The organism is Sphingomonas palmae, assembly GCF_900109565.1.
In the GTDB taxonomy this organism is placed as follows: Bacteria; Pseudomonadota; Alphaproteobacteria; order Sphingomonadales; family Sphingomonadaceae; genus Sphingomonas; species Sphingomonas palmae.
In genome coordinates, this window is record NZ_FNZZ01000004.1 from 122,830 (window position 1) to 149,413 (window position 26,584).

General features: G+C 67.5%; 23 protein-coding genes. 13 read left to right on the top strand and 10 right to left on the bottom strand.

Translation table 11 applies throughout. The features are described from left to right. The first annotated feature begins 467 nt into the window (after positions 1–467). From wecC to wecB, 3 genes are all read left to right on the top strand, one after another. Positions 468–1,766, top strand: a complete 1,299-nt coding sequence (gene wecC / locus BMW51_RS10725) for a UDP-N-acetyl-D-mannosamine dehydrogenase (protein ID WP_093006258.1) — start codon at positions 468–470, stop codon at positions 1,764–1,766. Between the two features lie 58 nt (positions 1,767–1,824). Continuing rightward, positions 1,825–2,829, top strand: a complete 1,005-nt coding sequence (locus BMW51_RS10730) for a GDP-mannose 4,6-dehydratase (RefSeq protein ID WP_093006260.1) — start codon at positions 1,825–1,827, stop codon at positions 2,827–2,829. Between the two features lie 76 nt (positions 2,830–2,905). Then, positions 2,906–4,069: a non-hydrolyzing UDP-N-acetylglucosamine 2-epimerase gene (gene wecB / locus BMW51_RS10735; RefSeq protein WP_093006262.1), complete on the top strand. Its 1,164-nt coding sequence runs from the start codon at positions 2,906–2,908 to the stop codon at positions 4,067–4,069. A 3-nt stretch (positions 4,070–4,072) separates the two neighbouring features. Here wecB and tal read toward each other — a convergent pair whose 3' ends face one another. The 3 genes from tal to BMW51_RS10750 form a co-directional block, all read right to left on the bottom strand. Next, the gene (tal, locus tag BMW51_RS10740) at positions 4,073–5,176 is read right to left on the bottom strand and encodes a transaldolase (protein WP_093006264.1); all 1,104 of its coding nucleotides are present in this window, start codon (positions 5,174–5,176) and stop codon (positions 4,073–4,075) included. A gap of 88 nt (positions 5,177–5,264) precedes the next feature. Then, the gene (gene tkt, locus BMW51_RS10745) at positions 5,265–7,343 is read right to left on the bottom strand and encodes a transketolase (RefSeq protein ID WP_093006266.1); all 2,079 of its coding nucleotides are present in this window, start codon (positions 7,341–7,343) and stop codon (positions 5,265–5,267) included. Positions 7,344–7,465: 122 nt separating this feature from the next. Then, positions 7,466–7,627 carry a DUF1674 domain-containing protein gene (locus BMW51_RS10750; RefSeq protein WP_093006820.1) on the bottom strand — a complete coding sequence of 54 codons (162 nt, stop codon included), beginning with the start codon at positions 7,625–7,627 and terminating at the stop codon, positions 7,466–7,468. A gap of 99 nt (positions 7,628–7,726) precedes the next feature. Here BMW51_RS10750 and BMW51_RS10755 point away from each other — a divergent pair, with 99 nt between their 5' ends. The 4 genes from BMW51_RS10755 to purH all read left to right on the top strand — a co-directional run bounded on the left by BMW51_RS10755 (position 7,727) and on the right by purH (position 13,055). After that, positions 7,727–8,998 (top strand): RsmB/NOP family class I SAM-dependent RNA methyltransferase, encoded by a 1,272-nt coding sequence (locus BMW51_RS10755; protein ID WP_093006268.1) that lies wholly within the window; start codon positions 7,727–7,729, stop codon positions 8,996–8,998. Positions 8,999–9,023: 25 nt separating this feature from the next. Further along, positions 9,024–9,686 (top strand): ribulose-phosphate 3-epimerase, encoded by a 663-nt coding sequence (rpe, locus tag BMW51_RS10760; protein WP_093006270.1) that lies wholly within the window; start codon positions 9,024–9,026, stop codon positions 9,684–9,686. Then, positions 9,683–11,422: a heparinase II/III family protein gene (locus BMW51_RS10765; protein WP_093006272.1), complete on the top strand. Its 1,740-nt coding sequence runs from the start codon at positions 9,683–9,685 to the stop codon at positions 11,420–11,422. The genes rpe and BMW51_RS10765 overlap by 4 nt, the downstream gene beginning before the upstream one ends. A 61-nt stretch (positions 11,423–11,483) precedes the next feature. Then, positions 11,484–13,055 (top strand): bifunctional phosphoribosylaminoimidazolecarboxamide formyltransferase/IMP cyclohydrolase, encoded by a 1,572-nt coding sequence (purH, locus tag BMW51_RS10770; protein ID WP_093006274.1) that lies wholly within the window; start codon positions 11,484–11,486, stop codon positions 13,053–13,055. Between the two features lie 6 nt (positions 13,056–13,061). Here the strand turns inward: purH and BMW51_RS10775 are convergent, their stop codons facing one another. The 5 genes from BMW51_RS10775 to BMW51_RS10795 form a co-directional block, all read right to left on the bottom strand. Then, positions 13,062–14,600, bottom strand: coding sequence for a lipopolysaccharide biosynthesis protein (locus tag BMW51_RS10775; protein ID WP_093006276.1), 1,539 nt, complete (start codon positions 14,598–14,600; stop codon positions 13,062–13,064). Further along, complete coding sequence (gene polA, locus BMW51_RS10780) at positions 14,597–17,380, bottom strand: DNA polymerase I (RefSeq protein WP_093006278.1); 2,784 nt, start codon at positions 17,378–17,380, stop codon at positions 14,597–14,599. Before polA ends, BMW51_RS10775 begins: the two co-directional genes overlap by 4 nt. A 98-nt stretch (positions 17,381–17,478) precedes the next feature. Beyond that, on the bottom strand, positions 17,479–18,624 hold the full coding sequence (locus BMW51_RS10785) for a serine hydrolase (protein WP_093006280.1): 1,146 nt from the start codon (positions 18,622–18,624) through the stop codon (positions 17,479–17,481). 171 nt (positions 18,625–18,795) lie between these two features. After that, positions 18,796–20,394, bottom strand: coding sequence for an L-aspartate oxidase (gene nadB, locus BMW51_RS10790; protein ID WP_093006282.1), 1,599 nt, complete (start codon positions 20,392–20,394; stop codon positions 18,796–18,798). 149 nt (positions 20,395–20,543) lie between these two features. Then, on the bottom strand, positions 20,544–21,491 hold the full coding sequence (locus BMW51_RS10795) for an ABC transporter ATP-binding protein (RefSeq protein WP_093006284.1): 948 nt from the start codon (positions 21,489–21,491) through the stop codon (positions 20,544–20,546). Between the two features lie 80 nt (positions 21,492–21,571). On the opposite strand from BMW51_RS10795, the gene BMW51_RS10800 reads away from it, so the two are divergent. Together BMW51_RS10800 and tldD are read left to right on the top strand one after the other, a co-directional pair. After that, complete coding sequence (locus BMW51_RS10800; RefSeq protein WP_093006286.1) at positions 21,572–21,814, top strand: zinc-finger domain-containing protein; 243 nt, start codon at positions 21,572–21,574, stop codon at positions 21,812–21,814. 60 nt (positions 21,815–21,874) lie between these two features. Next, a complete protein-coding gene (gene tldD / locus BMW51_RS10805; protein WP_093006288.1) occupies positions 21,875–23,302 on the top strand; it encodes a metalloprotease TldD in 1,428 nt (475 codons plus the stop codon). Between the two features lie 4 nt (positions 23,303–23,306). On the opposite strand, the gene BMW51_RS10810 is transcribed toward tldD, so the two are convergent. Both BMW51_RS10810 and BMW51_RS10815 read right to left on the bottom strand, forming a co-directional pair. Continuing rightward, positions 23,307–23,603 (bottom strand): CcdB family protein, encoded by a 297-nt coding sequence (locus BMW51_RS10810; protein ID WP_093006290.1) that lies wholly within the window; start codon positions 23,601–23,603, stop codon positions 23,307–23,309. Further along, positions 23,603–23,848 (bottom strand): type II toxin-antitoxin system CcdA family antitoxin, encoded by a 246-nt coding sequence (locus BMW51_RS10815; RefSeq protein WP_093006292.1) that lies wholly within the window; start codon positions 23,846–23,848, stop codon positions 23,603–23,605. Before BMW51_RS10815 ends, BMW51_RS10810 begins: the two co-directional genes overlap by 1 nt. A 50-nt stretch (positions 23,849–23,898) precedes the next feature. On the opposite strand from BMW51_RS10815, the gene BMW51_RS10820 reads away from it, so the two are divergent. The 4 genes from BMW51_RS10820 (at position 23,899) to BMW51_RS10835 (ending at position 26,488) form a co-directional block, all read left to right on the top strand. Further along, complete coding sequence (locus BMW51_RS10820) at positions 23,899–24,444, top strand: pyridoxamine 5'-phosphate oxidase family protein (protein ID WP_245708444.1); 546 nt, start codon at positions 23,899–23,901, stop codon at positions 24,442–24,444. Continuing rightward, a complete protein-coding gene (locus BMW51_RS10825; RefSeq protein WP_093006296.1) occupies positions 24,444–24,644 on the top strand; it encodes a putative signal transducing protein in 201 nt (66 codons plus the stop codon). Before BMW51_RS10820 ends, BMW51_RS10825 begins: the two co-directional genes overlap by 1 nt. Positions 24,645–24,786: 142 nt before the next feature. Further along, positions 24,787–25,125: a P-II family nitrogen regulator gene (locus BMW51_RS10830; protein ID WP_093006298.1), complete on the top strand. Its 339-nt coding sequence runs from the start codon at positions 24,787–24,789 to the stop codon at positions 25,123–25,125. Between the two features lie 13 nt (positions 25,126–25,138). Next, complete coding sequence (locus BMW51_RS10835; protein ID WP_093006300.1) at positions 25,139–26,488, top strand: ammonium transporter; 1,350 nt, start codon at positions 25,139–25,141, stop codon at positions 26,486–26,488. The last annotated feature ends 96 nt before the right edge of the window (positions 26,489–26,584 follow it).

Sequence of the window (26,584 nt, forward strand, 5' to 3'; positions counted from 1 at the left end):
ACCCCGCTCATGACTGCACGACAGCGCGCCGTTAGGTCGGAGTTTAGTCCGATGCGTAGGCGGCCGGCAACATCAGGGAGGGTCGGAGGAAGCGAAGAACAGTGTCTCGCATTGCCTTTCAAAAACAGAGTAGCCTCTGACGTTTTGAGCAACTTGGCCGTTTAGGTGATCACCGCGGCAACGATTGCCCAAAAGGGGAGGCAGAGTGCCAACCCTATCGCGACTCCTGTCATCGGCGGCATCTTTTCAGCGTAGATGACAGATCCTCTCTCATTTATTTGGTCTTTTGTCATAGTAACAATAGTACGCTTCAACCCCGTTAAAGTTCCTTTATCGTGCGGACCGCACCTGACTTGATGCCGCATACTTCAGGAGGTCGGCGTTACCGAAAACGCAACCACTTGTGCGGCATGACCCACGCCAACCTGTCCGCCGCTCGCCGCGGGCGTGGAGGAAAGAGGTAGCTCGTGCTCGGCGGAACGGAACTGAAGGTCTGCGTATTAGGGTTGGGCTATATCGGCCTGCCGACCGCGGCGGTGATCGCGCGAACGGGCGCGCAGGTGCTGGGCATCGACGTGTCGCCGCACGTGGTCGAGACGGTCAACTCGGGCCGCGTCCATATCGAGGAGGTCGATCTCGACGGACTCGTATCGGGCGTGGTCGCGCGCGGCAGCTTGCGCGCCTCGACGCAGATCGAGCCGGCCGACGTGTTCGTCATCGCAGTGCCGACGCCGTTCGGGGCCGATCACGTACCCGACGTCGGTTACGTACTGAAAGCAGCCACCGCGGTCGCGACCGTGCTGAAGGTCGGCGACACCGTCATCCTCGAATCGACCTCGCCCGTCGGCACGACCGAGCAGGTACGCGACTTCATCGCCGAGTTGCGCCCCGACCTCAAGGTGCCGGGTCGCAGCAGCGGCGGGCACGCCGATGTCGCGATTGCCTATTGCCCGGAGCGCGTGCTGCCCGGGCGCATCCTGGTGGAATTGATCGACAACGACCGCGTGATCGGCGGGATCACCCCGCGCTGCGCCAGGCGCGCGCTCCACTTCTACCGCCGCTTCGTACGCGGCGCCTGCGTCACTACGACGGCGCGTGCAGCGGAAATGACTAAGCTGACCGAGAACGCATTCCGCGACGTCAACATCGCGTTCGCCAACGAACTGTCGCGCGTGGCGGAAACGCTGGGCGTCGACGTGTGGGAAGTGATCCGTCTCGCCAACCGCCACCCGCGCGTCAACATCCTGCAGCCCGGCCCTGGCGTCGGCGGCCACTGCATCGCGGTCGATCCGTGGTTCCTCGTCCACGGCGCGCCGGACGACACGCAGCTGATCCGCACCGCGCGTGAGGTCAACGATGCCAAGTGCGACCACGTCATCGCGCGCGCGTCGGCGCTGATTGCGGCGCATCCGGGGGTGCCGGTCGCGTGCCTGGGCCTCGCGTTCAAGGCGAACATCGACGATTTCCGCGAGAGCCCCGCGCTCAAGGTCGCGGTGGCGCTCGCGCAGCGGTTCGGATCGCGCGTGCAGATCGTCGAGCCTTATGCCGACACGCTGCCGTCCGCGTTCGACGGCACTGGCGCGACGCTGGTCGACCTCGACGACGCGCTGGAACGCGCCGGCGTGATGATCGCGCTGGTCGACCATGACCTCTTCCGCTCGGTCCCGCTTGAGGAACGCTGCGACAAGCACGTCTACGACACACGAGGCATCTGGCCCGACCAGCCCGCGGTCGCCGACAGCCGAGCGATGCGGCTCGCCAGTTAGCCGCTGCGAGCGATCGAGAAGCACGCTAAGATTAGCGCGGTCCGCAAGGGAACGACAGATGACGACATTGGTGACCGGCGCGGCCGGGTTCATCGGGATGCATGTGGCCGAGCGGCTGCTCGCGCGCGGCGACCGCGTGATCGGCATCGACGTGATCAACGATTATTACGCGCCCGCGCTCAAGCACGCGCGGCTGGCGCAATTGACCGCGCGGCACGGGGACCGCTTCACCTTTATCCGGATCGACTTCGCCGACATGGCCGCGCTGACCGAGGCGCTCCAACCGTACGAGTTCGACCGCATCGTTCACCTGGGCGCGCAGCCGGGTGTGCGCTACTCGATCGAGAACCCGCACGCCTATGTGCAGGCGAATCTCGTCGGCCACCTCAACCTGCTCGAGGTCGCGCGTCATCGCCGTGTCGCGCATCTGGTCTACGCCTCCTCCTCATCGGTCTACGGCGGCAACACCAAGATGCCGTTCGCGGTCGAGGACCGCGTCGACCATCCCGTCTCGCTCTATGCCGCGACCAAGAAGGCGGACGAGTTGATGAGCGAGACCTACGCGCATCTCTATCGCCTGCCGCAGACGGGTCTACGCTTCTTCACCGTGTACGGCCCATGGGGGCGCCCCGACATGGCGCTATGGCTGTTCACCGAGGCGATGTTCGCGGGTCGTCCAATCAAGGTGTTCAACAACGGCGACATGCAGCGCGACTTCACCTTCATCGACGACATCGTCTCGGGCGTTGTTTCCTGCCTCGATCACCCGCCGACGGATGACGGCGAACTTAAGGCCGGCGGCAGCGTCGCGCCGCACCGGCTCTACAATATCGGCAACAACAATGCCGAGCAGCTCGGCCGCATGATCGACGTGCTCGAACAGGCGACCGGGCGCACCGCGATCCGCGACTATCAACCGATGCAGCCCGGCGATGTTCATCGCACCTTCGCGGACATTTCCGCGATCAACCGCGATCTCGGTTACGCGCCGACGACGTCGATCGACGTCGGCATCCCGCGCTTCGTCGACTGGTTTCGCGACTATCACGCGATTGACGGCTGATCGCACCGTGGCACGATAACCGCTTCGTTAAGCCTGCCGGGGTAAGCTGGCACGCGAACGATCAAGCGGGGTTGCAGTGACGATCAAGGTTCTGTCGGTGTTCGGCACCCGGCCCGAAGCGATCAAGATGGCGCCGCTGGCAATCGCGCTCGCCGCCGACGCGCGCTTCGACGCCAGGGTGTGCGTGACCGGGCAGCACCGCGAAATGCTCGATCAGGTCATGCGGTTGTTCGATCTCTCCGCCGACCACGATCTCGCCGTGATGCGGCCGGGACAGGATTTGACCGGGGTCGCGACCGCGATGCTGTCGGGGATGGCGGAGGTGTTCGCGCGCGAGACGCCCGACATCGTGCTGGTCCACGGCGACACGCTGACCACGCTCGCCGCATCATTGTCAGCCTATTGGCACCGTATTCCGGTCGCACACGTCGAGGCGGGGCTGCGTACCGGCGACCTCTACGCGCCCTGGCCCGAGGAGGCGAACCGCAAGCTGACCGGCGCCCTCGCCGCGCTTCACTTCGCGCCGACAATGCGGTCGGCGCAAAATCTGCGCGCCGAGGGGATCGATCCGCGGATCATCACGGTAACGGGCAATACCGTCATCGACGCGCTGCTGACCGTCGTCGCGAAGCTGCGCGGCGATGCCTCGCTCTACGCGCAGGTGACCGCCGACCTGCCGCTGCCCGCACCCGGCCGGCGCATGGTGCTGGTGACCGGGCACCGGCGCGAGAATTTCGGCGCCGGGTTTGAGCGTATCTGCGCCGCGCTCGCGCGCCTCGCGCGGGCGTTCCCGAACGTCGATTTCGTCTATCCGGTTCACCTAAACCCCAATGTGCAGGAGCCGGTCAATCGGCTGCTGAGCGGCCTAGCCAACATCCGCCTGATCGCGCCGCTCGACTATCTGCCCTTCGTCGCGATGCTCGACGCCGCGACGTTGGTGCTGACCGATTCGGGCGGCATTCAGGAGGAGGCGCCGTCGCTCGGCAAGCCGGTGCTCGTCATGCGCGACACGACCGAGCGGCCCGAGGCGGTCGATGCGGGGACGGTGCGGCTGGTCGGCACGGACGAGGAAGCGATCGTGCGCGAGGTGACGCGCCTGCTGACCGACGCGCACGCCTATGCGGCGATGAGCGGCGTCCACAATCCATACGGCGACGGACACGCCGTGCCGCGGATCATCGACGCATTGGTTGGCTGGGCGGCAGCACGCGACGAGACGAGCTACCGCGCGAGCGCGTGAGACTCAGGCTGCCTTCTGCTTGCCGATCGCGGCGAGCAGGTCGTCGAACGACTTGGTGAAGCTCGCTACGCCTTCGTCCACCAGCGTCTTCGTGACCCCATCCAGATCGAGCCCGAGCCGATCCGCATCTGCGATCACCTTGCGTGCGCCGTCGACATCTTCGATCAGCGTGACCTTGACGGTGCCGTGGTCGCGAAACGCGTCCATCGTCTTGGGCGGCATGGTGTTGACCGTGTCGGGGCCGATCAGCGTGTCGACGTAGAGTGTGTCGGGATAGTCGGGGTTCTTCGTGCCCGTCGACGCCCACAGCAATCGCTGCGGCTGCGCGCCCTTGGCGGCAAGCTTCTGCCAGCGATCGGAGGCGATGAACTCCTGATACCAAGCGTAGGCGAGCTTCGCGTTGGCGATCGCGACCTTGCCCTTCAGCGCCTTGGCCTCGTCGCCACCCTGACCGGCATCGATCTTGTCGTCGATCTTGCCGTCGATGCGGCTGACAAAGAAGCTCGCGACGCTGGCGATATGGTCGACGCCCATGTCTTTCGACACACGTTCTTCCAGCCCCTCGACATAGGCGTGCGCGACCTTCTTGTACGCCTCGACCGAGAACAGCAGCGTCACGTTGACGTTGATCCCCTTGGCGATCGTGTCGCGAATCGCGCGGACCCCGTCGTCGGTGCCGGGTATCTTGATCATCAGGTTGGGACGGTCGACCGCCTTCCACAGCCGCTCGGCTTCTGCCGCCGTCTCGGGTCCCTTGAGCGCGAGATAGGGCGAAACCTCGAGGCTGACGTAGCCGTCCTTGCCCGAGAGCCGATCGTAGACCGGGCGCAGCACGTCACACGCTGCCTGAATGTCCTTGATCGCTTGGCTCTCATACCGCGCCATCGGCTCGGCACCCGGATTGGCCTGGTCGAACTCGGCAAACCCCTCGGCGTAGGCATCGCCCGATCCCATCGCCTTTTCGAAGATCGTCGGGTTGGAGGTGACGCCGGTCACGCCGTCCTCGTCAACCAGCTTCTTCAGACCACCAGCATCTAGGAACTTGCGGTCGACGAAGTCGAGCCACGGCGCCTGGCCAATGTCGCGGAGTTGTTCGAGCTTGCTCATGCCTTGATCCTCTGGTCGCCGGTGGGCGGAACGTGTGAAGACGATATGGTGATGCGCGCCGCCTGTCGCAGCGGCGCGCTGATCCGGGTCAGCCCATTACGTCCTTGGCGACCTTCACCACGTTCTCGACCGTGAAGCCGTATTTGTCCTGCAGCTTGGCAATCGGGGCCGATGCGCCGAAGGTCGACATCGTGATCGTGCGCCCCTCGTAGCCAACGTAGCGATCCCAGCCGATCTCGCCGGCCATCTCGATCGCGACGCGTGCCTTGACCGACTTCGGCAGCACGCTCTCCTTGTAGGCCTGGTCCTGCTTCTCGTAGCGGTACCAGCTCGGCATCGACACGACGCGGGCGGCGACGCCCTCGGCCTTCAACTGCTCATACGCCTTAATCGCCAGCGACACTTCGGATCCGGTCGCGATCAGGATGACCTGCGGGTTCTCGCTGTCGGCAAGCACGTAGCCGCCCTGCGCGACACCCGCGGCACTGGCGTATTTCGAACGGTCGAGCGTCGGCAGCGGCTGGCGCGAGAGCACCAGCGCGGCGGGCGTGCTGCCATCCTTAAGCAGCGCGCGCCACGCCTCGGCGACCTCGTTCGCGTCACCGGGACGGATCGTGTCGAGCCCGGGAATCGCGCGCATCGTCGCGAGCTGCTCGATCGGCTGGTGCGTCGGGCCGTCCTCACCCACGCCGATCGAATCGTGCGTGTAGACCCACACCGAGCCGATCTCCATGATCGCTGACAGGCGCACGGGCGCGCGCATATAATCGATGAAGACGAGGAAGGTGGAGCCGTAGGCGCGCAGGTGCGACAGCGCCATGCCGTTCACCACCGCACCCATGCCGTGTTCGCGCACGCCGAAGTGGAAGTTGGTGCCGCCATAATCATTCGCCTCGAACGAGCCGGCTTCCTTGATGTCGGTCTTGGTCGAGGGCGCGAGATCGGCCGAGCCGCCGAGCAGCCACGGCACCTTTTTCACGATCGCGTTCAGCACCTTGCCACTCGAATCGCGGCTGGCGAGACCCTTTTCGTCCGCGTCGAAGGTCGGGATCGCATCCTCCCAGCCTTCTGGCAGCTCGTCGGCGAGCAGCAGCTTCAATTCGGCCGCTTCCGTCGGGAACCGCTCGGTGTATTTGGCGAGCAGCGCCTCCCATTCCTCGCGCAGCTTGCTCCCTCGACCGCGCACTGCCTGCTCGAACGCCGTTTTGGCGTCGGCGGGAACGTAGAAATCCTTCTCCGGCCAGCCATAGGCCTTCTTGGTCTCGGCGATCGCCTCCGCGCCCAGCGGCTCGCCGTGCGCCTTCTCGCTGCCTGCCTTGGGGCTGCCCCAGCCGATCACCGAATGCGCGACGATGAAGGTGGGTTTGTCGTTCGTCGCCTTGAACGTGTCGAGCGCGGCGTTCATCGCGTGGATGTCGTTGACATCGTTCACGTGCATGACGTTCCAGCCATAGGCCTCGAAACGCTTGCCGACGTCCTCATCAAAGGCGAGGTCGGTCGCGCCCTCGATCGAGATGTGGTTGCTGTCGTAGATCCAGCACAGGTTGGAGAGTTTCAGGTGGCCGGCAATGCTCGCCGCCTCGGCACTGACGCCCTCCATCATGTCGCCGTCGCCGCACAGCACATAGACATCGTGATCGAACAGTGTGAAGTCTGGCTTGTTGTAGCGCGCGGCGAGCCAGCGCTCCGCAATCGCCATGCCGACCGAGTTGCCGCACCCCTGCCCGAGCGGGCCCGTCGTCGTCTCCACCCCTGTCGTATGGCGATATTCGGGGTGCCCCGGCGTCTTCGACGACAGCTGTCGGAACTGCTTGATGTCGTCGAGGCTGATCGCGGGATTACCGGTCTTCTTGCCATCGGCATCGACCTCCTCGACCCCTGCCAAGTGCAGCAGCGCGTAGAGCAGCATCGAGGCATGGCCGACGGAGAGCACGAAGCGGTCACGGTTGGGCCACTGCGGCGCGCCGGGATCGTAGCGCAGATAGTTGTTCCACACGGTCCACCCCACAGGCGCCAATGCCATCGGCGTGCCCGGATGGCCCGAATTCGCCTTCTGCACCGCGTCCATCGACAGCGTGCGGATCGTGTCGATCTGCAGCCGCGCGGGGCTGCCGTCCTCGTGCAGGTCCGTGGCCTTGGCGGCGGGGGCGGTAGCGGTGTCAGTCATCGGGGAGCCTCTTGTCGGGTTGAAGCGCGAACGCACCGATGCGCGCCCGGTTGCCGAATGTCCGCCGCCTTAAACGCTCGCCCCGCCTTGTTCCATAGCCGTAACGGTGTCAGCGTGGCGGTTCAGAAGTCGATCGCAATGCCCTTCTTTTCCCAATCGCCGTAACGAACCGGATCGCGGCCGAGCGGGTCTTCCGCCGGCCGCTGCATCGGCTCGGGCGCGGGAACGGGCGTGTTGGGCGTCAGATATTCGGGCGCCTTCACGTTGTCGGGTCGCTTTCCCATGAACCGGCCTTTCGGATTGTGCGCGTGGTGCCCACGCGACATATGGGCCGGCATGAACGGCTTCAAGACGATCGCCCTTTCCGACGAAGCACGCGGCTGATGGCCCGCGACATGACGCGCGCGGGCGAGCCGCTCGGCACCGCGCCTCGGCGTGCCGCGCTCCGCCTGCTCGACGCGGTGCTGCGGCGCGGCGAGGCGCTCGATGCCGCGCTGCCACTCGCCACGCGTGCGCTCCACGGCGGCCCCGACCGCGGGCTCGCGCACGCGATCGCGGCCGAGACGCTCCGGCGGTTGCCGGACCTCGACGCGTTGATCGACTCCGCGACGCGGCAGCGCCTGCCCGACGATGCCAAAGCGCGCTTCGTGCTGCGCATCGCGCTCGTCCAGGCGCTGTCGCTCGGCACGCCGCCGCATGCCGCGATCGCAACCGTGCTGCCGCTGATCGACGGCGGTCCGAAGCGCCTGGTCCACGGCGTGTTCGGCACGCTGATGCGACAGAACGCGAGCCTGCCCGGGCAGCCGACACTGCCCGCGCACGTGGCGGAGCGCTGGCGGGCGAACTGGGGTGAGGCGATGGTCGCCGCTGCTGCGCGCGCGATCGCCGCTCCGCCCCCGCTCGACCTGACGCTGCGCGGTGGCAATGTGGTGCACCCCGACGGCGTGTCGCTCGCTCCCGGTCACGTCCGGGTCGAGGGGGGCGATGTGCCGACGCTGGCGGGCTACGCCGAGGGTGGCTGGTGGGTGCAGGATGTCGCGGCCTCGATCCCTGCGCGGCTGATCGGGCGCGGCACGGGCCATGCACTCGACCTGTGCGCCGCGCCCGGCGGAAAGACGTTGCAACTCGCCGCCGCCGGCTGGCAGGTCGAGGCAGTCGACGTATCGCAAACCCGCGCCGAACGGCTGGCGCAGAACCGCGCGCGCACCGGGCTGTCGTTCGACACGGTGATCGCCGACGTGCTCGATTGGGCGCCGGCCACTCCCGCCGACGCGGTACTGATCGACGCCCCGTGCAGCGCCACCGGCATCTTCCGCCGCCACCCCGACGTGCTCTACCGCGCGCATCCGGCGGTGATCGCGGAGGCCGCGGCGTTGCAGGCGCGCATCTTCGACCGCGCGGCCGATTGGGTGAAGCCCGGCGGCGTGCTCGTCTACGCCACCTGCTCGCTCGAGCCGGACGAAGGCGAGGCGCAGCTTGACCGCTTCCTTGCCACGCATGACGACTATGCGATCGAGCCGCCACGAAGCGACGAACTGCCCGCCGGGATCAGCGCACACGCGAGCGGCTATGTCCGCACGCTACCGACCATGCTCAGTGACGAGGGCAACTGCGACGGGTTCTTCGTCGCACGCTTGCGGCGCGCTGGCGGATAGCGCGGACGCACGCTAGGGCTGCGCGATGCAGAAAGCCGTCCGCATCGCGCCCTCGATCCTGTCCGCCGACTTTTCCAAGCTGGGCGAGGAAGTGCGCGCGATCGATGCCGCGGGTGCCGACTGGATCCACATTGACGTGATGGACGGGCATTTCGTCCCCAACATCTCGATGGGGCCCGCGGTGGTGAAGGCGATCCGCCCGCACACGACCAAGCCGTTCGACGTCCACCTGATGATCTCGCCCATCGACGCCTACTTGGACGCATTTGCCGAGGCCGGCGCGGACACGATTACCGTCCATCCCGAGGCCGGGCCGCACATCCACCGCTCGCTCCAGCACATCAAGTCGCTGGGCAAGCGCGCGGGCGTGGTGCTCTGCCCGGGGACGCCCGCGAAGATGCTCGATTACCTGCTCGACATGGTCGACCTCGTGCTGGTGATGAGCGTCAACCCGGGTTTCGGTGGACAGCATTTCATCGATAGCCAGCTGAGAAAGATCGCGGCGATCCGCAAGATGATCGATGCGACGGGCCGCGACATCGACCTGGAGGTCGACGGCGGGATCGACCCCGACACTGCGCGGCGCGCGATCGACGCGGGCGCCGACGCATTGGTCGCGGGCACTGCCACCTTCCGCGGCGGACCCGAGGCCTACGCGGCCAACATCCGGGCGATCCGCGGCGAATGAACGACGGCGGCGTCGACGAACAGCGGGACGGCGGCGCGCGCGACACGATCGACGCGGGCCACCGCATGGTGCGCGCTGTGGGTGAGGGAAATGCGTCACTCGGCCAGCGCGTCGCGGACTATTTCGACCGGCTGACGTGGCGCACCCCGATCCACGACATGCGGCTGAAAGGCCGCTATCCGCGCAAGCTGCTTGCCGTGCCGGCCGATCCGATCGCCGGCAGCGCGGAATATGGCGAGGCGCTGACCGCGGGTTGGCTGGCGTGGCGCACCGAGTTCCGCGCGCTCGACGAGGTGACGTTCGCGTCGAGCATCGGCAGCGCCGCGTTCGACGATCACGCGCAAAGCTTCGCGTGGCTGCGCGACCTGTGGGCGGCGCCTGATCGCGCCGCCGCGACACGCACGGCGGAGATCCTGACGCAGCGCTGGCTCGCGGTGCATGGCGAGCGCGTGACCGAGCGCGGCTGGCGGCCCGATCTGTGGGGTCGCCGCATGCTGATGTGGACCGCGCACGCGCCGCTGCTGCTGTCGTCGACCGACCTGATCTATCGCAGCAGCGTGCTGAGCGCGATCGCGCGCGGCGCACGCCACCTCGACCGCACCGCAGACAAGACGCCCGTGGGCGTGCGGCGGATCGCGTCCTGGTGCGGCGTCGTCGCGGCCGGGCTGCTGATCCCCGGTGGCGACCCGCGGCGCGCGATCGGCGAGACGGGGCTGGAGCGCGCACTGGCGCTATCGGTCGGCAGCGATGGCGGCATCGCCAGCCGGAGCCCGCGCGACCAGCTGGACGCGATCGAACTGCTCGCCTGCCTGCGCGCCGCCTATGACGCGCGGCGGCTCGACCTGCCCGAGGGGGTCGCACAGGTGCTGGCGCGGATGGTGTCGGCGATGCTCGGCACGATGATGGGCGACGCGGGCCTGTCCAGCTGGCAGGGGACCGGGCCAGTCGCCGCAGACGAGGTGCAGGCGGTGCTGCATGCCAGCCGCGTGGTGCGCCGCCCGCTGCGGCAGGCGAGCAACCGTGGCTATCAACGCATCGCGGCGGCACGCAGCGTGCTTGTGATGGACGCGGCGCCCCCGCCCACCGCGCCGAGTGCGGCAGGCGCGTGCGCGTCGACACTGGCGTTCGAACTCTCGGATGGCGAGCAACGTGTCGTCGTCAATTGCGGCGGTGCGGGGATGATCCCGGACGCCGGGCTGTCGGCGGGGCTGCGATCCACCGCCGCGCATTCGACGCTGGTGCTCGCCGACAGCAACTCGACCGCGCTGCTGCCCGATGGCGCGCTCGGGCGCGGCGTGAGCGAGGTCGACCTGTCGCGGCAGGAATCGGACGCGGGCAGCCGGATCGAGGCGCGTCACGACGGCTACGCCCGACGCTTCGGCTTTCGCCATCATCGCACGCTGACGATGGCCGCCGACGGGCTTGAGTTGCGCGGCGACGATTCGCTGGTGCCGACGGGCAAGCGGCCGTCGCGCGGACAGGTACCGTTCGCGATCCGCTTTCACCTGGGTTCGGGCGTCGAGGTGCTGGCGAGCGCCGACGCGCAGGGGGCGACGCTGATGACGTCGGGCGGCATGACGTGGCACTTCCGCGCGGGCGGCGCGACCGTGGTGATCGAGGAAAGCGTGTGGATCGATCCCGAGGGTCAGGTCGTGCCGACCAGGCAGATCGTGGCGGGCGGCAGCGCTGACCCGGGCGGCGCGAGCGTCAGTTGGGTCTTCAAGCGCGCGCGGTGAACTTGCCCTTGAAGCGCGCCCGCCGAGCGGCCAAGGCGCGCCTCAAACCATGAGTACAGCCATGACCAGCATCACGATCAAGCGCGCGCTTCTCTCCGTCTCCGATAAGACCGGGGTGGTCGACCTCGCCCGCGCGCTCGCCGACAAGGGGGTCGAACTCGTCTCAACCGGCGGCACCGCCAAGGCGCTGCGCGACGCTGGGCTCGACGTGCGCGACATCTCCGATCTGACCGGCTTCCCCGAGATGATGGACGGGCGCGTCAAGACATTGCACCCGATGGTGCACGGCGGGCTGCTGGCGGTGCGCGACGATGCGGCGCACGCCGCCTCGATGCAGGAGCACAATATCGGTGCGATCGACCTTGTGGTCGTCAACCTCTACCCCTTCGAGGCGACGGTCGCGAAGGGGGCTGAGCGCGACGAGGTGGTCGAGAACATCGACATCGGCGGGCCGAGCATGGTGCGCTCCGCGGCGAAGAACCACGCCTACGTCGCGATCGTGACCGACCCGGCGGACTACGCGCTGGTGGCGACGGGCGAGACGAGCCTCGATGATCGGAAGCGGTTGGCGGCGAAGGCATTCGCGCTGACCGCGGCGTACGACGGTGCGATCGCGCGCTGGTTCGGGCAGGTCGACCAGGGCGCGCCCTTCCCCGACGTGTTGCCGCTGACGCTGCGTCGCGAGGGCGATCCGTTGCGCTACGGTGAAAACCCGCACCAGGCCGCCGCCTTCTACGCCGCGGGCAACGGTGTGCGCGGCGTCGGACAGGCACGACAGGTGCAGGGTAAGGCGCTGTCCTACAACAATTACAACGACGCCGATGCGGCGCTCGAGCTGGTGGCGGAGTTCCGCGACGCCGCGCCGACCTGCGTGATCATCAAGCACGCCAACCCCTGCGGCGTCGCGACGGCTGCCACGTTGGAGGAGGCCTACGCTCAGGCGTTCGCGTGCGACACCGTGTCGGCGTTTGGCGGCATCATCGCGCTCAACCGTCCGCTCGATGCGGCGACTGCGAAGGCGATCACCGGCATCTTTACCGAGGTGGTGGTGGCACCCGACGCCGACGAGGAGGCGATCGCGCTGTTCGCCGCCAAGAAGAACCTGCGGCTGCTGCTGACCGGCGACCTGCCCGATGCGGCGCGTGGCGGGTTGTTCGCCAAGTCGATCGCGGGCGGCTGGCTGGTGCAGGGCCGCGACAATGGTGTCCTCAACGACAACATGATGAAGGTCGTGACCAGGCGCCAGCCGACCGCGCAGGAACTGGCAGACTGCCGCTTCGCCTGGACGATCGCCAAGCACGTCAAGTCGAACGCGATCGTCTACGCCAAGGACGGCGCCACCGCAGGCGTCGGCGCCGGGCAGATGAACCGGCTGGAATCGGCGCGGATCGCGGCGTGGAAGGCCAAGGACGCGGCCGAGAAGGCGGGCTGGAACGAGCCGCGCACGATCGGCTCGGCGGTCGCCTCCGACGCGTTCTTCCCCTTTGCCGATGGATTGATGGCGGCGGTCGAGGCGGGCGCCACGGCGGTTATCCAGCCCGGCGGATCGATCCGCGACGACGAGGTAATCGCTGCCGCCGACGCAGCGGGGCTGGCGATGGTGTTCACCGGCATGCGCCACTTCCGGCACTGATGTCGATCAACTGGTGAAGCCGCCCTCCTTCGGCAGGGTGGCCTCTTCGGCTTTGGGCATCTTGGTAAAGAGCGCGCGATCCTCCGGGCCGAATGCGTAGCGCCAGATCATCCACAAATAGACTGCGGCGGTCGCCGGAATGCCGACTGCGAGCTGGACCGCGCGGTAGCCCGGCGGCAGCAGCGTGAAGGCACCGCCCACCAGCCCCGCCGCTATCGCCGCCCAGGCGAGCGGCCAGCGCATCGGCGACACCGATGTACCCAGCATCCGCCGGAGCTCACGCGCCTTGATGACCGAGGTCAGCAACAGCGTCACCATCAGCGCGACCGGTGCGCCCGCAGCTTGCTCGGTCAACCCAAAGCCGAGTGCACGCATGCCGAGGATGAACGCGAACGACAGCGCGACCTGTACCCCCAGCATCGTCGCCGAGATCACCAGATTGCGGTGCCGCGCCATGTAGACGAGCGCGGACTCGCTGACCGCGCCCGTCGAGGCGAATACCTCTGCGAACAGCAGGAACACCAGCGCCGCCGCCCCGCTCTCGAACTGCGCGCCGACCGATGCCATCACCGCCTTGCGCGGGATCGACGCCATCAGCGCGAGGCATAATTGCGCCGCGATGATCCAGAAGGCGACCTGCCGCACCTGTCGCGCGATCGCACCATAATCGCGCCGCGCGAGGCTCTGCGTCACAACGGGACCCAAAATCGGGTCGAAGCTGGTCTTCAGCTTCTGCGGCAGGCTCGCGACCTGCTGCGCCATGTAATAGATACCGACGACGCCCGGCGCGAACAGCACGCCCAGCACGATGCGGTCGACGTTGCGGCTGCCCCACTCCAACGCGTCGGCACCGGCGAGCGGCGCATTGGCGCGGGCGAGCTGGAAAAGCCCGCGAAGGTGCGGCGACCAGCCGGTCGGGATACCGTAGCTGCGCACCAGCGGCACGATGCTGGCGATCAGCGCCGCGGTCATCGACGCGACGTAGGACAGGATCAGCCCGTCGCGCAGCGTGAAGAAGGAGAAGGCATAGGCCGCACCCGACAGCGTCCAAGGCTCCACCACCGCGCGTGCGGTGACGCTCGCTTTCACGTCGTGGCGGTAGGCGAGCGCGGCGAGACTCACGTCGGAGAGCGCGGGCGCGAGGATAATGAGCGGGAAAAAGCGATCGAGCCCGGTGATCCAGCTGCTCGGGTACATCAGCTGCGGAAACGCGCACAGCAGCGCGCTAGCGCACAGCGAGACGATCAAGGCGACCGTCAGTGCGTCGGCGACGACCGCATTGTGCGGGCGGTCGGTGCTGCTCAGCGCCTGCGCGAGCCCGCGCTTCAACCCCAGCGTTGCCACCAGCGCGGCGAGTTCGACCACCACCACCGCGATCGCGAACCGGCCGACCAGCGCCGCGCCGTAGAGGTGCCCGGCGATGAACAGGAACGGGATGCGCGCGCCCAGCCGCAGCACGAACCCCGCGACGTTGGTGCGCCCGCCCTTGGCGAGTGCGGCGATGTCCTTCTGCTCGGCCGGTACGGCGCCGGCGACGCTCGTCAATGCGCTGCCCCCCAGCTCGCCCCCGTGCCGATCTCGACACCCAGCGGCACGTCGAGTTTGACCGCAGGCTCGGCCGCGGTGGCCATGACGCGCTCGATCACCTCGCGCGCCGCCTCGACCTCCGCATCGGCGACCTCGAACACCAGTTCGTCGTGGACCTGCAGCAGCATGTGCGTGCCCGTCAGCCCGGCGGCGGCGAGTGCGGGCTCCATTCGCACCATCGCGCGCTTGATGATGTCGGCACTGGTGCCCTGGATCGGCGCGTTGATCGCGGCGCGCTCTGCCCCCTGACGCTCGTTCTGCACCTTGCTGCGAATGCGCGGGAAGTGCGTCTTGCGCCCAAACAAGGTCGTGGTGAAGCCGCGCTCACGAACCCCCGTCAGCGTTTCGGCGATGTAGCGGTTGATGCCGGGGAAGCGATCGAAATAGCGGTCGATCATTCCTTGCGCCTCGTCCGCCGTGATATCGAGCCGGCCGGCGAGCCCCCAGCGGCTGATACCGTAGAGGATCGCGAAGTTGATCGTCTTGGCGCGCGCGCGATTGTCGCGCGTCACCTCGCCGAACAGTTCCTGCGCGGTCAGGCTGTGGATATCGTCGCCGTTCGCGAACGCGTGTTTGAGCGCGGGCACGTCGGCCATGTGCGCGGCGAGGCGCAGCTCAATCTGCGAATAGTCGGCAGCGAGGATGACGTAGCCGGGCCGTGCCACGAATGCGTCGCGGATCTGGCGGCCGACCTCCTGCCGGATCGGGATGTTCTGGAGGTTGGGGTCGGACGAGGACAGCCGCCCGGTCTGCGCGCCGGTCAGCGAGTAGCTGGTGTGTACGCGGCCGGTATCGGCGTTGATCTGTTCCTGCAGTGTGTCGGTGTAGGTGTTCTTGAGCTTGGTCAGGCCGCGCCAGTCGAGCACCTTGCGCGCGATCTCCGCGCCCGCCGACTCCTTGTCGGCGGCGAGGCGTTCGAGTTCGTTGACGTCGGTCGAGTAAACCCCGCTCTTGCCCTTGCGCCCGCCCTTCAAACCCAGCCGCTCGAACAGCACGTCGCCCAATTGCTTGGGGCTGCCTATCGTGAACGGACCGCCGGCAAGATCGTGGATCACCGTCTCCAGCCCGGCGATCTGCTCGGAAAAGTCGGCCGACAGCGCCGCGAGCCGGTCGCGGTCGACCAGGATGCCACGCTGCTCCATTCGCGCGATCACGGGGACGAGCGGGCGGTCGACCATCTCGTAGACGCGGGTGGCGCTCTCGGCTGGAAGTCGCGGCTTGAACCGGCGCCAAAGCCTGAGCGTCACGTCGGCGTCCTCCGCGGCGTAGCGGGTCGCCGCCTTCAGATCGACCTCGTGGAAGCCGAGCGCCTTCTTGCCGGTGCCGACCACGTCCTTGTAGGCGATGCACGAATGCTGGAGGTGGGTGGCTGCGAGTTCGTCCATCCCGTGGCCGTGAAGCCCTGCGTCGAGGTCGAAGCTCATCACGATCGTGTCGTCTAGCGGCGCAATCGTCACCTCGCCCAACCCGGCGGCGGCATAGGCGCGGTTAAAGATGATCAGATCGTATTTGAAATTATGTCCGACCTTGAGGACGCCTGCGTCCTCCAAGAGCGATTTGAGCTTGCCCAGCACCAGTGCGGCGTCGAGCTGCGCCGGACGCTCGGCGAACATGTCGCTACCGCCGTGTGCGACGGGCACGTAGCAGGCGCGGTTGGGTGCAAGCGCTATCGAAATGCCGACGAGGTGAGCCGCCATCGGGTCTTTGCCAGTCGTCTCGGTATCGAGCGCGAGCCAGCCCTGAGATCGCGCGGCGGCGATCCATTCGTCGAGCTTGGCCTCGTCGACCACCGTTTCGTAGCCGTCGTGGTCGCATGCCGGCTCGTCGTCGAACGCGACGCCCGGCACCTTCGCCTCGGGCGTTGGCGCGTCGGCGACCTGACCGAGCCGCGACAGCAAAGACTTGAAGCCGTGATGTTCGAGAAACGCGCGCAGCGGCGCCTCGGGAATGCCCTTGAGCGCCAGATCCTCGAGCGGTTCGGGCAGCGGCACGTCGCAGGCGAGCTCGACCAGTCGCCTGGACAGTCGTGCATTGTCGGCGTGTTCGAGCAGATTGTCCTTCAACTTGCTCTTCTTCATCTCGGGTGCGGCGGCGAGCACGCCCTCGACGTCGCCGAACTCCTGGATCAGCTTGGCCGCAGTTTTCGGACCGACGCCGGGGACGCCAGGCACGTTGTCGACCGAGTCCCCCATCAGCGCGAGCACCTCGCCAACCTTGGCCGGCGGCACGCCGAACTTCGCCTCGACGTCGGCTGCCATCAACCGGCGATTGTTCATCGTGTCGAGCATGTCGAGGCTGCCGTCCTCGACCAACTGCATCAGGTCCTTGTCGGAACTTACGATCGTCACCTGCCAGCCTTGCGCGAGCGCCGCCTTGGCGTAGCTGGCGATCAGGTCGTCGGCCTCCCAGCCCTGCTCCTCGATGCACGGCAAGGAGAAGGCGCGCGTCGCATCGCGGATCATCGGGAATTGCGGAACGAGGTCCTCGGGCGGCGGCGGACGGTGCGCCTTGTACTGATCGTACATCTCGTTGCGGAAGGTGACCGAGGATTTGTCGAGGATCACCGCCATGTGCGTCGGCCCGTCGGCCTTGTGCAGGTCGTCCGCCAGCCGCCACAGCATCGAGGCGTAGCCGTAAACCGCGCCGGCCGGCTCGCCGTGCTTGTTGGTGAGCGGCGGCAGACGGTGATAGGCGCGGAAGATATAGCCCGAACCGTCGACGAGATAGAGATGCGGCATGACCGCTGGCTTAGGCGGTTTCAGGCCGGTGCGAAACCGCCGCGCTGCGCTTCGATCACGCGGCGTGGCGAAAGCGCAACGCCTGCGCCATCAGGCACTCAGCCGTCGCTCGCGTCCTCGCCGACGGTGCCGCCCGCGTGCCCGCCGGTCAGCGCGGCGGCGACGTTCTGGATCAGTTGCTGGCGCACGCGCATCGGCGCGCGCGTGTCGCCGATCATCACCGCGACCGCGTAGCGCTTGCCATCGGGTGCGGTCAGCAGTCCGACGTCGTTGAAGCCGGCATTGCGCCCGGCGAGCTCCTGCCCGGTGCCGGTCTTGTGCGCGATCGTCCATCCGCTAGGCAGTGCGGCGCGCAGGCGCGCGCGGCCCGTAACCGAGGCACCCATCGTGTCGAGCATGACGCGGGTCGAGGTCTCGCTCAGCAGGTCGCCGCGCGCCAGCCGCGCGAGCGCGTCGGCGATCGCGAGCGGCGCGGCGCCGTCGGGCGGATTGTCGATGTAGCGCTGCATCGCCGCGGCACGCACCTCGGGTGCCAGTCGCGCGCGCGCCGCCTCGAACCCGCGCCCCATTGCCATCGACTGGTTCCAGGTGAGCCCGGCGGTGCCGCTCTGGAGCAGGCGCTCGCCCGGGCCGAAGCGGATCGCACCCAATTGGTGCTCGGCGATGAAGGCGCGCACCGCCGAAGGGCCGCCGACGAGCCTCAGCAGCCGGTCGTTGGCGGTGTTGTCGCTCTGCGTCAGCGCGCGCGTCAGCAGGCCCATTACCGTGGTCTGATAGCCTTCGCCGCGCACGAGGCTCGCGATCGGCTGGTGGAACAGCGTCAGGTCGTTCGTGGTGACGAGCACGGGATCGTCGAGCCGCAGCTTGCCGGCATCGCGCTGCGACAGCACGGTCATTGCCACCCACAATTTGCTGACGCTCTGCTGCGGCAGGCTGAGTGCTCCGCCGCGCTGAACGGTCCAGCCGTCGTCGACCGCGCGGATCGCGGCGCCCGCCTTGCCGGGGAATTCGCCGATCAGCCGGTCGACCTCGGCGCGCAGCCCGGCAGGCGCAGCGTTGGTGACCGGCAGCGGACGCGCGACGGGTACGGGAAGGCTGACGATCGGCCCATTGGCGTCCTGCGTTCCGGCGGCGAGCGGCGCGCGGCCGCCGTAATTGGCGCCGGGATTGGGCACCACCCCACCGCTGCACGCCACCACCAGCGCCAGCACGCCCGCCAATCCCAACAACACGCCGTTACGCATTCGTACCCGCACCTCGCCCGCTGCCGCCTTGTTGAGACGAGGCCGCGCCAAACGGCAATGCTCGGGCCGCCGGTCTGCGACCATCACCCTCGTCGCTGCGACGAGATGTTGTGACGGCACGACGGGCAGACAAGGATGGCCTCACTGCAAGCGCCTGCCACGACACGCTTTTCACGGCACCAGCACGGTGTCGATCGCGTCCGGCAGCATGTCAGGGTAATCGAGCGTGAAGTGCAGCCCGCGGCTCTCGTGACGGTGGAGAGCGGAGCGGACGATCAGGTCGGCGGTCTGAATCAGGTTGCGCAGTTCGATCAGGTCGGCGGTGACGCGGAAATGACCGTAATGCTCCTCGACCTCCTGCGTCAGCAGGTCGATGCGGCGCTTGGCACGCTGCAACCGCTTGGTGGTGCGCACGATCCCGACGTAATTCCACATGAAGCGGCGGATCTCGGTCCAGTTCTGCTTGATCACGACCTCCTCGTCGGAGTCGGTGACGCGGCTTTCATCCCACGCGCGGATCGCGGGCACCGACGGCAGCGTGTCCCAGCATTCGGCGATGTGGCGTGCCGCGGCCTCGCCGAAGACGAAGCATTCGAGCAGCGAGTTGGACGCGAGACGGTTGGCGCCGTGCAAGCCGCTCTCGGTACATTCGCCCGCGGCGTAGAGCCCGGGCAGGTCGGTGCGTCCGTCGCGGTCGACGACGATCCCGCCGCAGGTGTAATGCTGCGCCGGCACGACCGGAATGGCTTGCGTCGTCATGTCGATGCCCAGCCCCAGCAGCTTTTCATGGATGTTGGGGAAGTGCGCGCGGACGAAGTCGGCGGGCTGATGGCTGATGTCTAGGTGGACGTAATCGAGGCCGTAGCGCTTGATCTCGGCGTCGATCGCGCGCGCTACCACGTCGCGCGGCGCGAGCTCCATCCGATCGGCGTCGTAATAGGCCATGAAACGCTTGCCCGTCGCCGGGTTGATCAGCCGCCCGTTCTCTCCGCGCACCGCCTCGGTGATGAGGAAGTTCTTGACCTCGAGATTGTAGAGGCAGGTCGGGTGGAACTGCATCATCTCCATGTTGGAGATGCGGCAGCCCGCGCGCCACGCCATCGCGATGCCGTCCCCGGTCGCGCCGCGCGGCGCGGTGGAGAACAGATAGGTGCGCCCCGCTCCGCCGGTCGCCAGGATCGTCGCGCGCGCAGTGTGGAGCTCGACGGTGCCCGACGCGCGGTCGAGCGCGTAGACGCCCCAGACGTTGCCCGCGCCCGAGTAGCGCTCTTCGTGCCGACTGGTGGCGAGATCGATCGCACACCGGTCGGGCAGCAGCGTGATGTTGGGATGCGCCTCCGCCGCGCGTTGCAGCGCCTCCTGCACCGCCCAGCCGGTCGCATCCGCGACGTGGACGATCCGGCGATGCGAGTGCCCGCCCTCGCGCGTCAGGTGGAGCGTCCCGGAGCCTCTCGGCTCCGCTTCCGCGAACGGCACGCCGAGCGCGCGCAGCCGCGCGATCGCCTGCGGTGCCTCGCCGACGACGAATTCGACCACGTCGCGGTCGTTAAGCCCTGCCCCCGCGACCATTGTATCCTCGACGTGGTTGGCGAAGGTGTCGCCAGGTTCGAGCACCGCGGCGATCCCGCCCTGCGCCCAGGCGGTCGAGCCTTCGTTGAGCGCGCCCTTCGCCAGCACGGTGACGCGGAAGCGGTCGGCGAGGTTCAGCGCGGCGGTCAGCCCGGCGGCGCCCGAGCCGACGATCAGCACGTCGCTGATCGCGCTGCTCACGCGGTCACCGTATGCGCCGGAAGGTCACTAAGGTCGCACTGACTCGCGTGCGTGCGCGGGCGTGCGTGCGAGCAAGGGGCGGATCGGTCCATCGCGGCGCTATGTGCACGATGCCCGCGGCTTAGGACAGTCCCGCCGCGTCGCACTGCTTACCCGGCGTTGGCGGCGCGCGTGAGGCTGAGGAACACGTCCTCCAGATCGGCTTCCTTCGTCGTCACGTCGACGATGCCGAGACCGTCGCGCTGAACCGCGGCGAGCACCTCGCCCGCGTTCACGCGGTCCTTCGAATAGGTAATCTCGAGCGTGCGCGTGCCCTTGAGCACGATCTTTTCGAAGCATGACGCGTCGGGCAGGTCGGCGACTTCGCGATCGACGGTCACTGCGACCACCTTCTCCTGTGCCTTGCCCACCAGTTCGGCGGTGGGTTCATTGGCGATGACGCGGCCGCCGTTAATGATCGCGATGCGGTCGCACAGTTCCTCGGCTTCCTCGAGATAGTGCGTCGTCAGCACCACGGTGACGCCTGCGTCGTTGAGGCTGCGGACATAGGTCCACAGCTGCTGGCGCAGTTCGATGTCGACGCCCGCGGTCGGCTCGTCGAGCACGAGCACCGGCGGTTGGTGGACCATCGCCTTGGCGACCATCAGCCGCCGCTTCATGCCGCCCGACAGCGTGCGCGCGTACGCCTTGGCCTTGTCCTCCAGGTGGACCGCGCGCAGCAGCTCCATCGAGCGGCGCTGCGACTTGGGTACGCCGTAGAGCCCGGCCTGGATCTCCAGCGTCTCGATCGGCGTGAAGAAGGGGTCGAACAGAATCTCCTGGTTGACGATGCCGATCGACGCCTTCGCGTTGCGCGGATGCGCGTCGATGTCGAAGCCCCAGATCGAGGCGGTGCCGCTGGTCTTGTTGACGAGCCCCGCCAGGATGTTGATCAGCGTCGACTTGCCCGCGCCGTTGGGGCCGAGCAGCCCGAACACGCTGCCGCGCGGCACGTCGAAGGTCACGCCGTCGAGCGCGCGCTTCGCCACTGCGCCGGGGCCGGCGGCGGCGTAGGTCTTGCACAGGTTCTGGATCGAGATCGCGGCTTCGGTGCTCATGCCCCGCGCGGTACGCCGATCATCGGCTGCGCGCTAGGCGATGATTGCGAGTCGCGCGCGTGCTTGCTAACGCGCAGGTCATGCATCCGCCGCTCGAAGTCGTCCGTGTCTCGCAACCCCGCGTCGCCTGTGATGGCGCGAGCGACATTCCCGGCGGTGCGGCGCTCGGCCACCCGCGCATCTACCTGCAGATCGACGAGCACGGCTACGTCGACTGCGGTTATTGCGACCGGCGCTTCGTGCTGATCGGCGGCGCGGCGGACGGGGTCGACCAGTCGACGCTGCCCGACATCTCTGAAGGCGCCAGCCCCGACGTTCACTGAGGGCGGTCGAGTGAGCGGGGCGGCTTTGCCAACGCGGCGGGCCGTCCTATCTAGGGTGGCATGACCGCACTCGATCCCCGCTCTTTCCTGTACCGCGACTCGCTCGACCCCGACGCGGCCAGGGCGCTGACCGCCGACGCGCTGGCGAAGGCCGACGACGGTGAGCTCTACCTCCAGTACCGCAAGGCCGAGGCGTTCGGGTTCGATGATGGGCGGCTGAAGACCGCGAGTTACGACACCAATGCAGGCTTCGGCCTGCGCGCGGTGTCGGGCGAGATGACCGCCTTTGCGCACGCCAACGAGTTGAGCGAGGCCGCGATCAAGCGCGCCGCGGAGACGATGGCGCTGATCGATCCTTCCGCTGGCGCGAAGGCGCAGCCGCCGCGCAGCACCAACCTCCACCTTTACACCGACGCCGATCCTCTCGACCTCGTCCCCTTCGCCGACAAGGTGAACCTCTGCCAGACGATCGACGCCGCGGCCCGCGCGCGCGACCCGCGCGTCGCGCAGGTGTCGGTGGGCTTGAGCGGCACGTGGAGCGTGGTCGAGATCGTCCGCGCCGATGGCTTCGTCGCGACCGATGTGCGGCCGCTGGTGCGGTTGAACGTGTCGATCGTGGTCGAGCAGAACGGCCGGCGCGAGACGGGCACGTTCGGCATGGGCGGACGCTATCTTTACGATCGGCTGTTCGAGCCGGCGGAATGGAACCGCGCGGTGGACGAGGCACTGCGCCAGGCGCTGGTCAATCTCGACTCGGTCGCGGCACCCGCGGGTGAGATGACCGTGCTCTTGGGGCCGGGCTGGCCGGGCATCGTGCTCCACGAGGCGATCGGCCACGGGCTGGAGGGCGACTTCAATCGCAAGGGCACCAGCGCCTTCTCAGGGAGGATCGGCGAACAGGTTGCGGCGCGCGGCGTCACCGTGGTCGACGACGGCTCGATCGCCGACCGTCGTGGGTCGCTGTCGATCGACGACGAGGGCACGCCGACGAGCGAGACGATCCTGATCGAGGACGGGTTCCTCAAGGGCTATATGCAGGACCGGCTCAACGCGCGGCTGATGGGGGTCGAACCGACCGGAAACGGCCGCCGCGAGAGCTTCGCGCACGCGCCGATGCCGCGCATGACCAACACCTTCATGAAGGCGGGCAAGGACGATCCCGCCGAGCTGCTGGCCCGCGTCAAGCGCGGCATCTTCGCGCAGTCGTTCGGCGGCGGGCAGGTCGACATCGTGTCGGGCAAGTTCGTCTTCTCGTGCACCGAGGCGTATCTGGTCGAGAACGGGCGCATCGGCGCGCCGATCAAGGGCGCGACGCTGATCGGCGACGGGCCGAGCGTGCTGACCAAGGTCGAGGGTGTCGGCAACGACTTCGCGCTCGACGAGGGGATCGGCATGTGCGGCAAGGGCGGGCAGAGCGTGCCCGCGGGCGTGGGTCAGCCGACGCTGCTGATCGGCGGATTGACGGTCGGCGGTACTGCGACCGCGTGAGCGGTCAGTAGCGGCCGAGCAGCAGGTCGAGCGCAGCGCCGATCGCGTACTCGTGTTCGACCAGGTTGGCGACGGGCTCTCGCAGCAGACGCGCCGCAACAGCACCGGACAGGTGGGTCTGCATCGTATAAGTGGTACCGTCGATCTCGAAGATAGGCGTTAGGCGTGCGTCACCCGCTGGGCGCTCGCTTTCCTCGACCAGTGGCGCAATGAAACGGCTGTTCAGCGCACCGAACTGATCGGACTGGCAATCCAGCCAGTACCCGCCCTCCGGCGCCGGATAGACGTCCAAGCGCGCCATCAGAACAGGCGGTATTTCTCGAGCGGCAGTCCGTTTTTCTCGACCCAGGCGTTGTTGGCCTCGATCCACTCGCGGTTGTCCTCGGCCCACTGGCGATCACGTTCGGCCTTGGCGGCGGTGCGTAGCGCCGCCTCGCAGGTCTGCGACAGGTTGATCCCGGCCTCGCGCGCCGCGGCGATGACGCCGCTATCGATCGAGAGATTGACCGCTTTGCGCTTGCCGGAGCTGATCGGATCGTGTCTCATCCACCCAAGCTATGCGCATCATCCATGCGCGTCAACGCGAGGCATATGTCATGGAGTTCTTCCCCGCGCTCACTCCCGAGCACCGCGCGTTCGTTGCGAAGCAGCCGGTGTTCTTCGTCGCGACCGCCGCGAAGGACGCGCGCGTGAACTTGAGCCCCAAGGGGATGGACAGCTTCCGCGTGCTCGATGAGCGCACCGTCGCCTATCTCGATGTCGCGGGATCGGGGAACGAGACCAACGCGCACCTGCTCGCCGACGGACGCATTACGATCATGTTCTGCGCATTCGACAATCCCGCGCTGATCCTGCGCATCTACGGGCGCGGACGACCAGTGCTGCCGCAGGACGAGGGATGGTCGGCGCTCGCTGCCGACTTCACGCTACTGCCTGGCACGCGGCAGATCTTCGTCGTTGATGTCGAGCAGGTGCAGACCTCGTGCGGCTGGGGCGTGCCGTACATGGCGTTCGAGCGCACGCGCGAGACGCTCAACAAATATCACGCGACGCACGACGACCAGACCCGCTTCGCCAAATACGCGCAGCGCACCCGCAGCATCGACGGTCTGCCGGTGCGCAACCCAACGGTCCCCGCGTAATGGCGCTGGTCGAACTCGGTCGCTTCGACCGCAACCTAGCCAACATCATCGTCGGTCGGCTCGAGTCCGAGGGGATCGACGCGGTTGCGTTCGACACCGGTGCGTCGATCGCGGATGGCAGCTGGCTGCTGATCCCCGCGCGCGTGATGGTGGATGAGGATGATCTTTCACGAGCGAGCCGACTGATTGATCCTGCCTGATTATTAGGCAGATTAAGCAGCGAACTGCCTGTTTATTGCTGCACCAGCGTAGTTTTCGATAGCAATTTGATGCCGCGACCCTCTTGCGGCGGTTTGGCACACTACCTGCAAAGCACCCTCCCGCTATAGGGAAGGGGGCGCGATGAAGCTGGTCATTGCCATCATCAAACCGTTCAAGCTCGACGAGGTGCGCGAGGCGCTGACCGCGATCGGCGTGGCGGGCATGACGGTATCCGAGGTCAAGGGGTTCGGGCGGCAGAAGGGCCAGACCGAGATCTACCGCGGCGCCGAATACAGCACCAACATGGTGCCCAAAATCAAGATTGAGGTCGTGTGCGAGAGCGGCATGGCGGACCGCGTGGTCGAGGCGGTGCAGGCGTCGGCCAACACCGGCGCGATCGGCGACGGCAAGATCTTCGTGCTCGAGGTCGGCCAGGCGGTGCGCATCCGCACCGGCGAAACCGACGACACCGCACTCTGACGGGGGTTGGGGAATGAAGCGATCGATTGAACGACTGAGTTTCGCTGGCGCGGGCATGGCGTTGCTGGCGGCGCTGCCCGCCTGGGCGCAGGATGCCGCACTGCAGGCGCCCGCCGCTGCGGCGAGCGCGACCGTCAACAAGGGCGACACCGCGTGGATGCTGACCAGCACGCTGCTGGTCATGATGATGATCCTGCCGGGTCTGGCGCTGTTCTACGGCGGGCTGACGCGCACCAAGAACATGCTGTCGACCATGACGCAGATCGGCGCGGTCGCGTGCCTCGCGATGCTGATCTGGGTGATGTGGGGCTACACGCTCGCGTTCGGCGACGGCGGCAACGACTTCGTGTCGGGGCTGGGCAAGGCGTTCCTGAACGGCGTCACGTCGGAGAGCACTGCGGCCACCTTCACTGCGGGCGTGGCGATCCCCGAATATGTCTTTGTCTGTTTCCAGATGACCTTTGCCGCGATCACCGTCGCGCTGGTGCTGGGATCGGTGGTCGAGCGGATCAAGTTCTCCGCAGTGATGGCGTTCGCCGCGATCTGGCTGACGATCGTCTATTTTCCGATCGCGCACATGGTGTGGGCGTCGGGCGGGCTGTTCTTCAAGATGGGGGCGCTCGACTTCGCCGGCGGCACCGTGGTGCACATCAACGCGGGCGTCGCCTCGCTGGTCGCCGCGCTGATCTTGGGCAAGCGGATCGGCTATCCGACCGAGCGGATCGTGCCGCACTCGCTGACGATGACGGGCATCGGCACCGGGCTGCTGTGGGTCGGCTGGTTTGGGTTCAACGCCGGGTCCGCGCTTGAAGCGAACGGGTCGGCGGGGCTGGCGATGATCAACACCTTCGTCGCGACTGCCTCGGGTGCGCTGTTCTGGATGCTCGCCGAGCGAATCAACGGCCACAAGGGATCGGCGCTGGGCTTCTGCTCGGGGGTGGTCGCGGGGCTGGTTGCGGTGACGCCGGCGGCGGGCAACTCGGGCCCGTTCGGCGCCATTGTCTTGGGTGCGGTCGCCTCGGTGATCTGCTTCTACGCGGTGTCGGTGGTGAAGCCCAAGCTCGGCTACGACGACGCGCTCGACGCCTTTGGCGTCCACGGCATCGGCGGCATCGTCGGCGCGATCGGCACCGCGATCGTCTACGCGCCGTCGCTCGGCGGGCCGGGCAAGCCCGACTACGACATGGCGCACCAGCTGATCGTGCAGATCGAGGCGGTGTTGACCACGATCGTCTGGACCGGCGTCGGCACCGCGATCGCGATGTTCGCCGCGCGTGCACTGACCGGCCTGCGGGTCGCCGCCGATGTCGAGCGCGAGGGTCTCGACCTCGGCGAGCATGGCGAGCGCGCCTACAATTACTGACGACTTTCGGGTGCGGGCCGGTGGCTCGCCCCCATCACGATGTTCCTCCTGCGGACAAACACCTATGGCCCGGTGCGGAAACGTACCGGGCTCTTT

Coding starts and splice junctions, on each gene's coding strand:
- BMW51_RS10730 (WP_093006260.1), top strand. CDS start 1,825: ATGACGACATTGGTGACCGGCGCGGCCGGGTTCATCGGGATGCATGTG.
- tal (WP_093006264.1), bottom strand. CDS start 5,176: ATGAGCAAGCTCGAACAACTCCGCGACATTGGCCAGGCGCCGTGGCTC.
- tkt (WP_093006266.1), bottom strand. CDS start 7,343: ATGACTGACACCGCTACCGCCCCCGCCGCCAAGGCCACGGACCTGCAC.
- BMW51_RS10750 (WP_093006820.1), bottom strand. CDS start 7,627: ATGGGAAAGCGACCCGACAACGTGAAGGCGCCCGAATATCTGACGCCC.
- BMW51_RS10755 (WP_093006268.1), top strand. CDS start 7,727: ATGGCCCGCGACATGACGCGCGCGGGCGAGCCGCTCGGCACCGCGCCT.
- rpe (WP_093006270.1), top strand. CDS start 9,024: ATGCAGAAAGCCGTCCGCATCGCGCCCTCGATCCTGTCCGCCGACTTT.
- BMW51_RS10765 (WP_093006272.1), top strand. CDS start 9,683: ATGAACGACGGCGGCGTCGACGAACAGCGGGACGGCGGCGCGCGCGAC.
- purH (WP_093006274.1), top strand. CDS start 11,484: ATGACCAGCATCACGATCAAGCGCGCGCTTCTCTCCGTCTCCGATAAG.
- polA (WP_093006278.1), bottom strand. CDS start 17,380: ATGCCGCATCTCTATCTCGTCGACGGTTCGGGCTATATCTTCCGCGCC.
- BMW51_RS10785 (WP_093006280.1), bottom strand. CDS start 18,624: ATGCGTAACGGCGTGTTGTTGGGATTGGCGGGCGTGCTGGCGCTGGTG.
- BMW51_RS10795 (WP_093006284.1), bottom strand. CDS start 21,491: ATGAGCACCGAAGCCGCGATCTCGATCCAGAACCTGTGCAAGACCTAC.
- BMW51_RS10800 (WP_093006286.1), top strand. CDS start 21,572: ATGCATCCGCCGCTCGAAGTCGTCCGTGTCTCGCAACCCCGCGTCGCC.
- tldD (WP_093006288.1), top strand. CDS start 21,875: ATGACCGCACTCGATCCCCGCTCTTTCCTGTACCGCGACTCGCTCGAC.
- BMW51_RS10810 (WP_093006290.1), bottom strand. CDS start 23,603: ATGGCGCGCTTGGACGTCTATCCGGCGCCGGAGGGCGGGTACTGGCTG.
- BMW51_RS10815 (WP_093006292.1), bottom strand. CDS start 23,848: ATGAGACACGATCCGATCAGCTCCGGCAAGCGCAAAGCGGTCAATCTC.
- BMW51_RS10820 (WP_245708444.1), top strand. CDS start 23,899: ATGGAGTTCTTCCCCGCGCTCACTCCCGAGCACCGCGCGTTCGTTGCG.
- BMW51_RS10825 (WP_093006296.1), top strand. CDS start 24,444: ATGGCGCTGGTCGAACTCGGTCGCTTCGACCGCAACCTAGCCAACATC.
- BMW51_RS10830 (WP_093006298.1), top strand. CDS start 24,787: ATGAAGCTGGTCATTGCCATCATCAAACCGTTCAAGCTCGACGAGGTG.
- BMW51_RS10835 (WP_093006300.1), top strand. CDS start 25,139: ATGAAGCGATCGATTGAACGACTGAGTTTCGCTGGCGCGGGCATGGCG.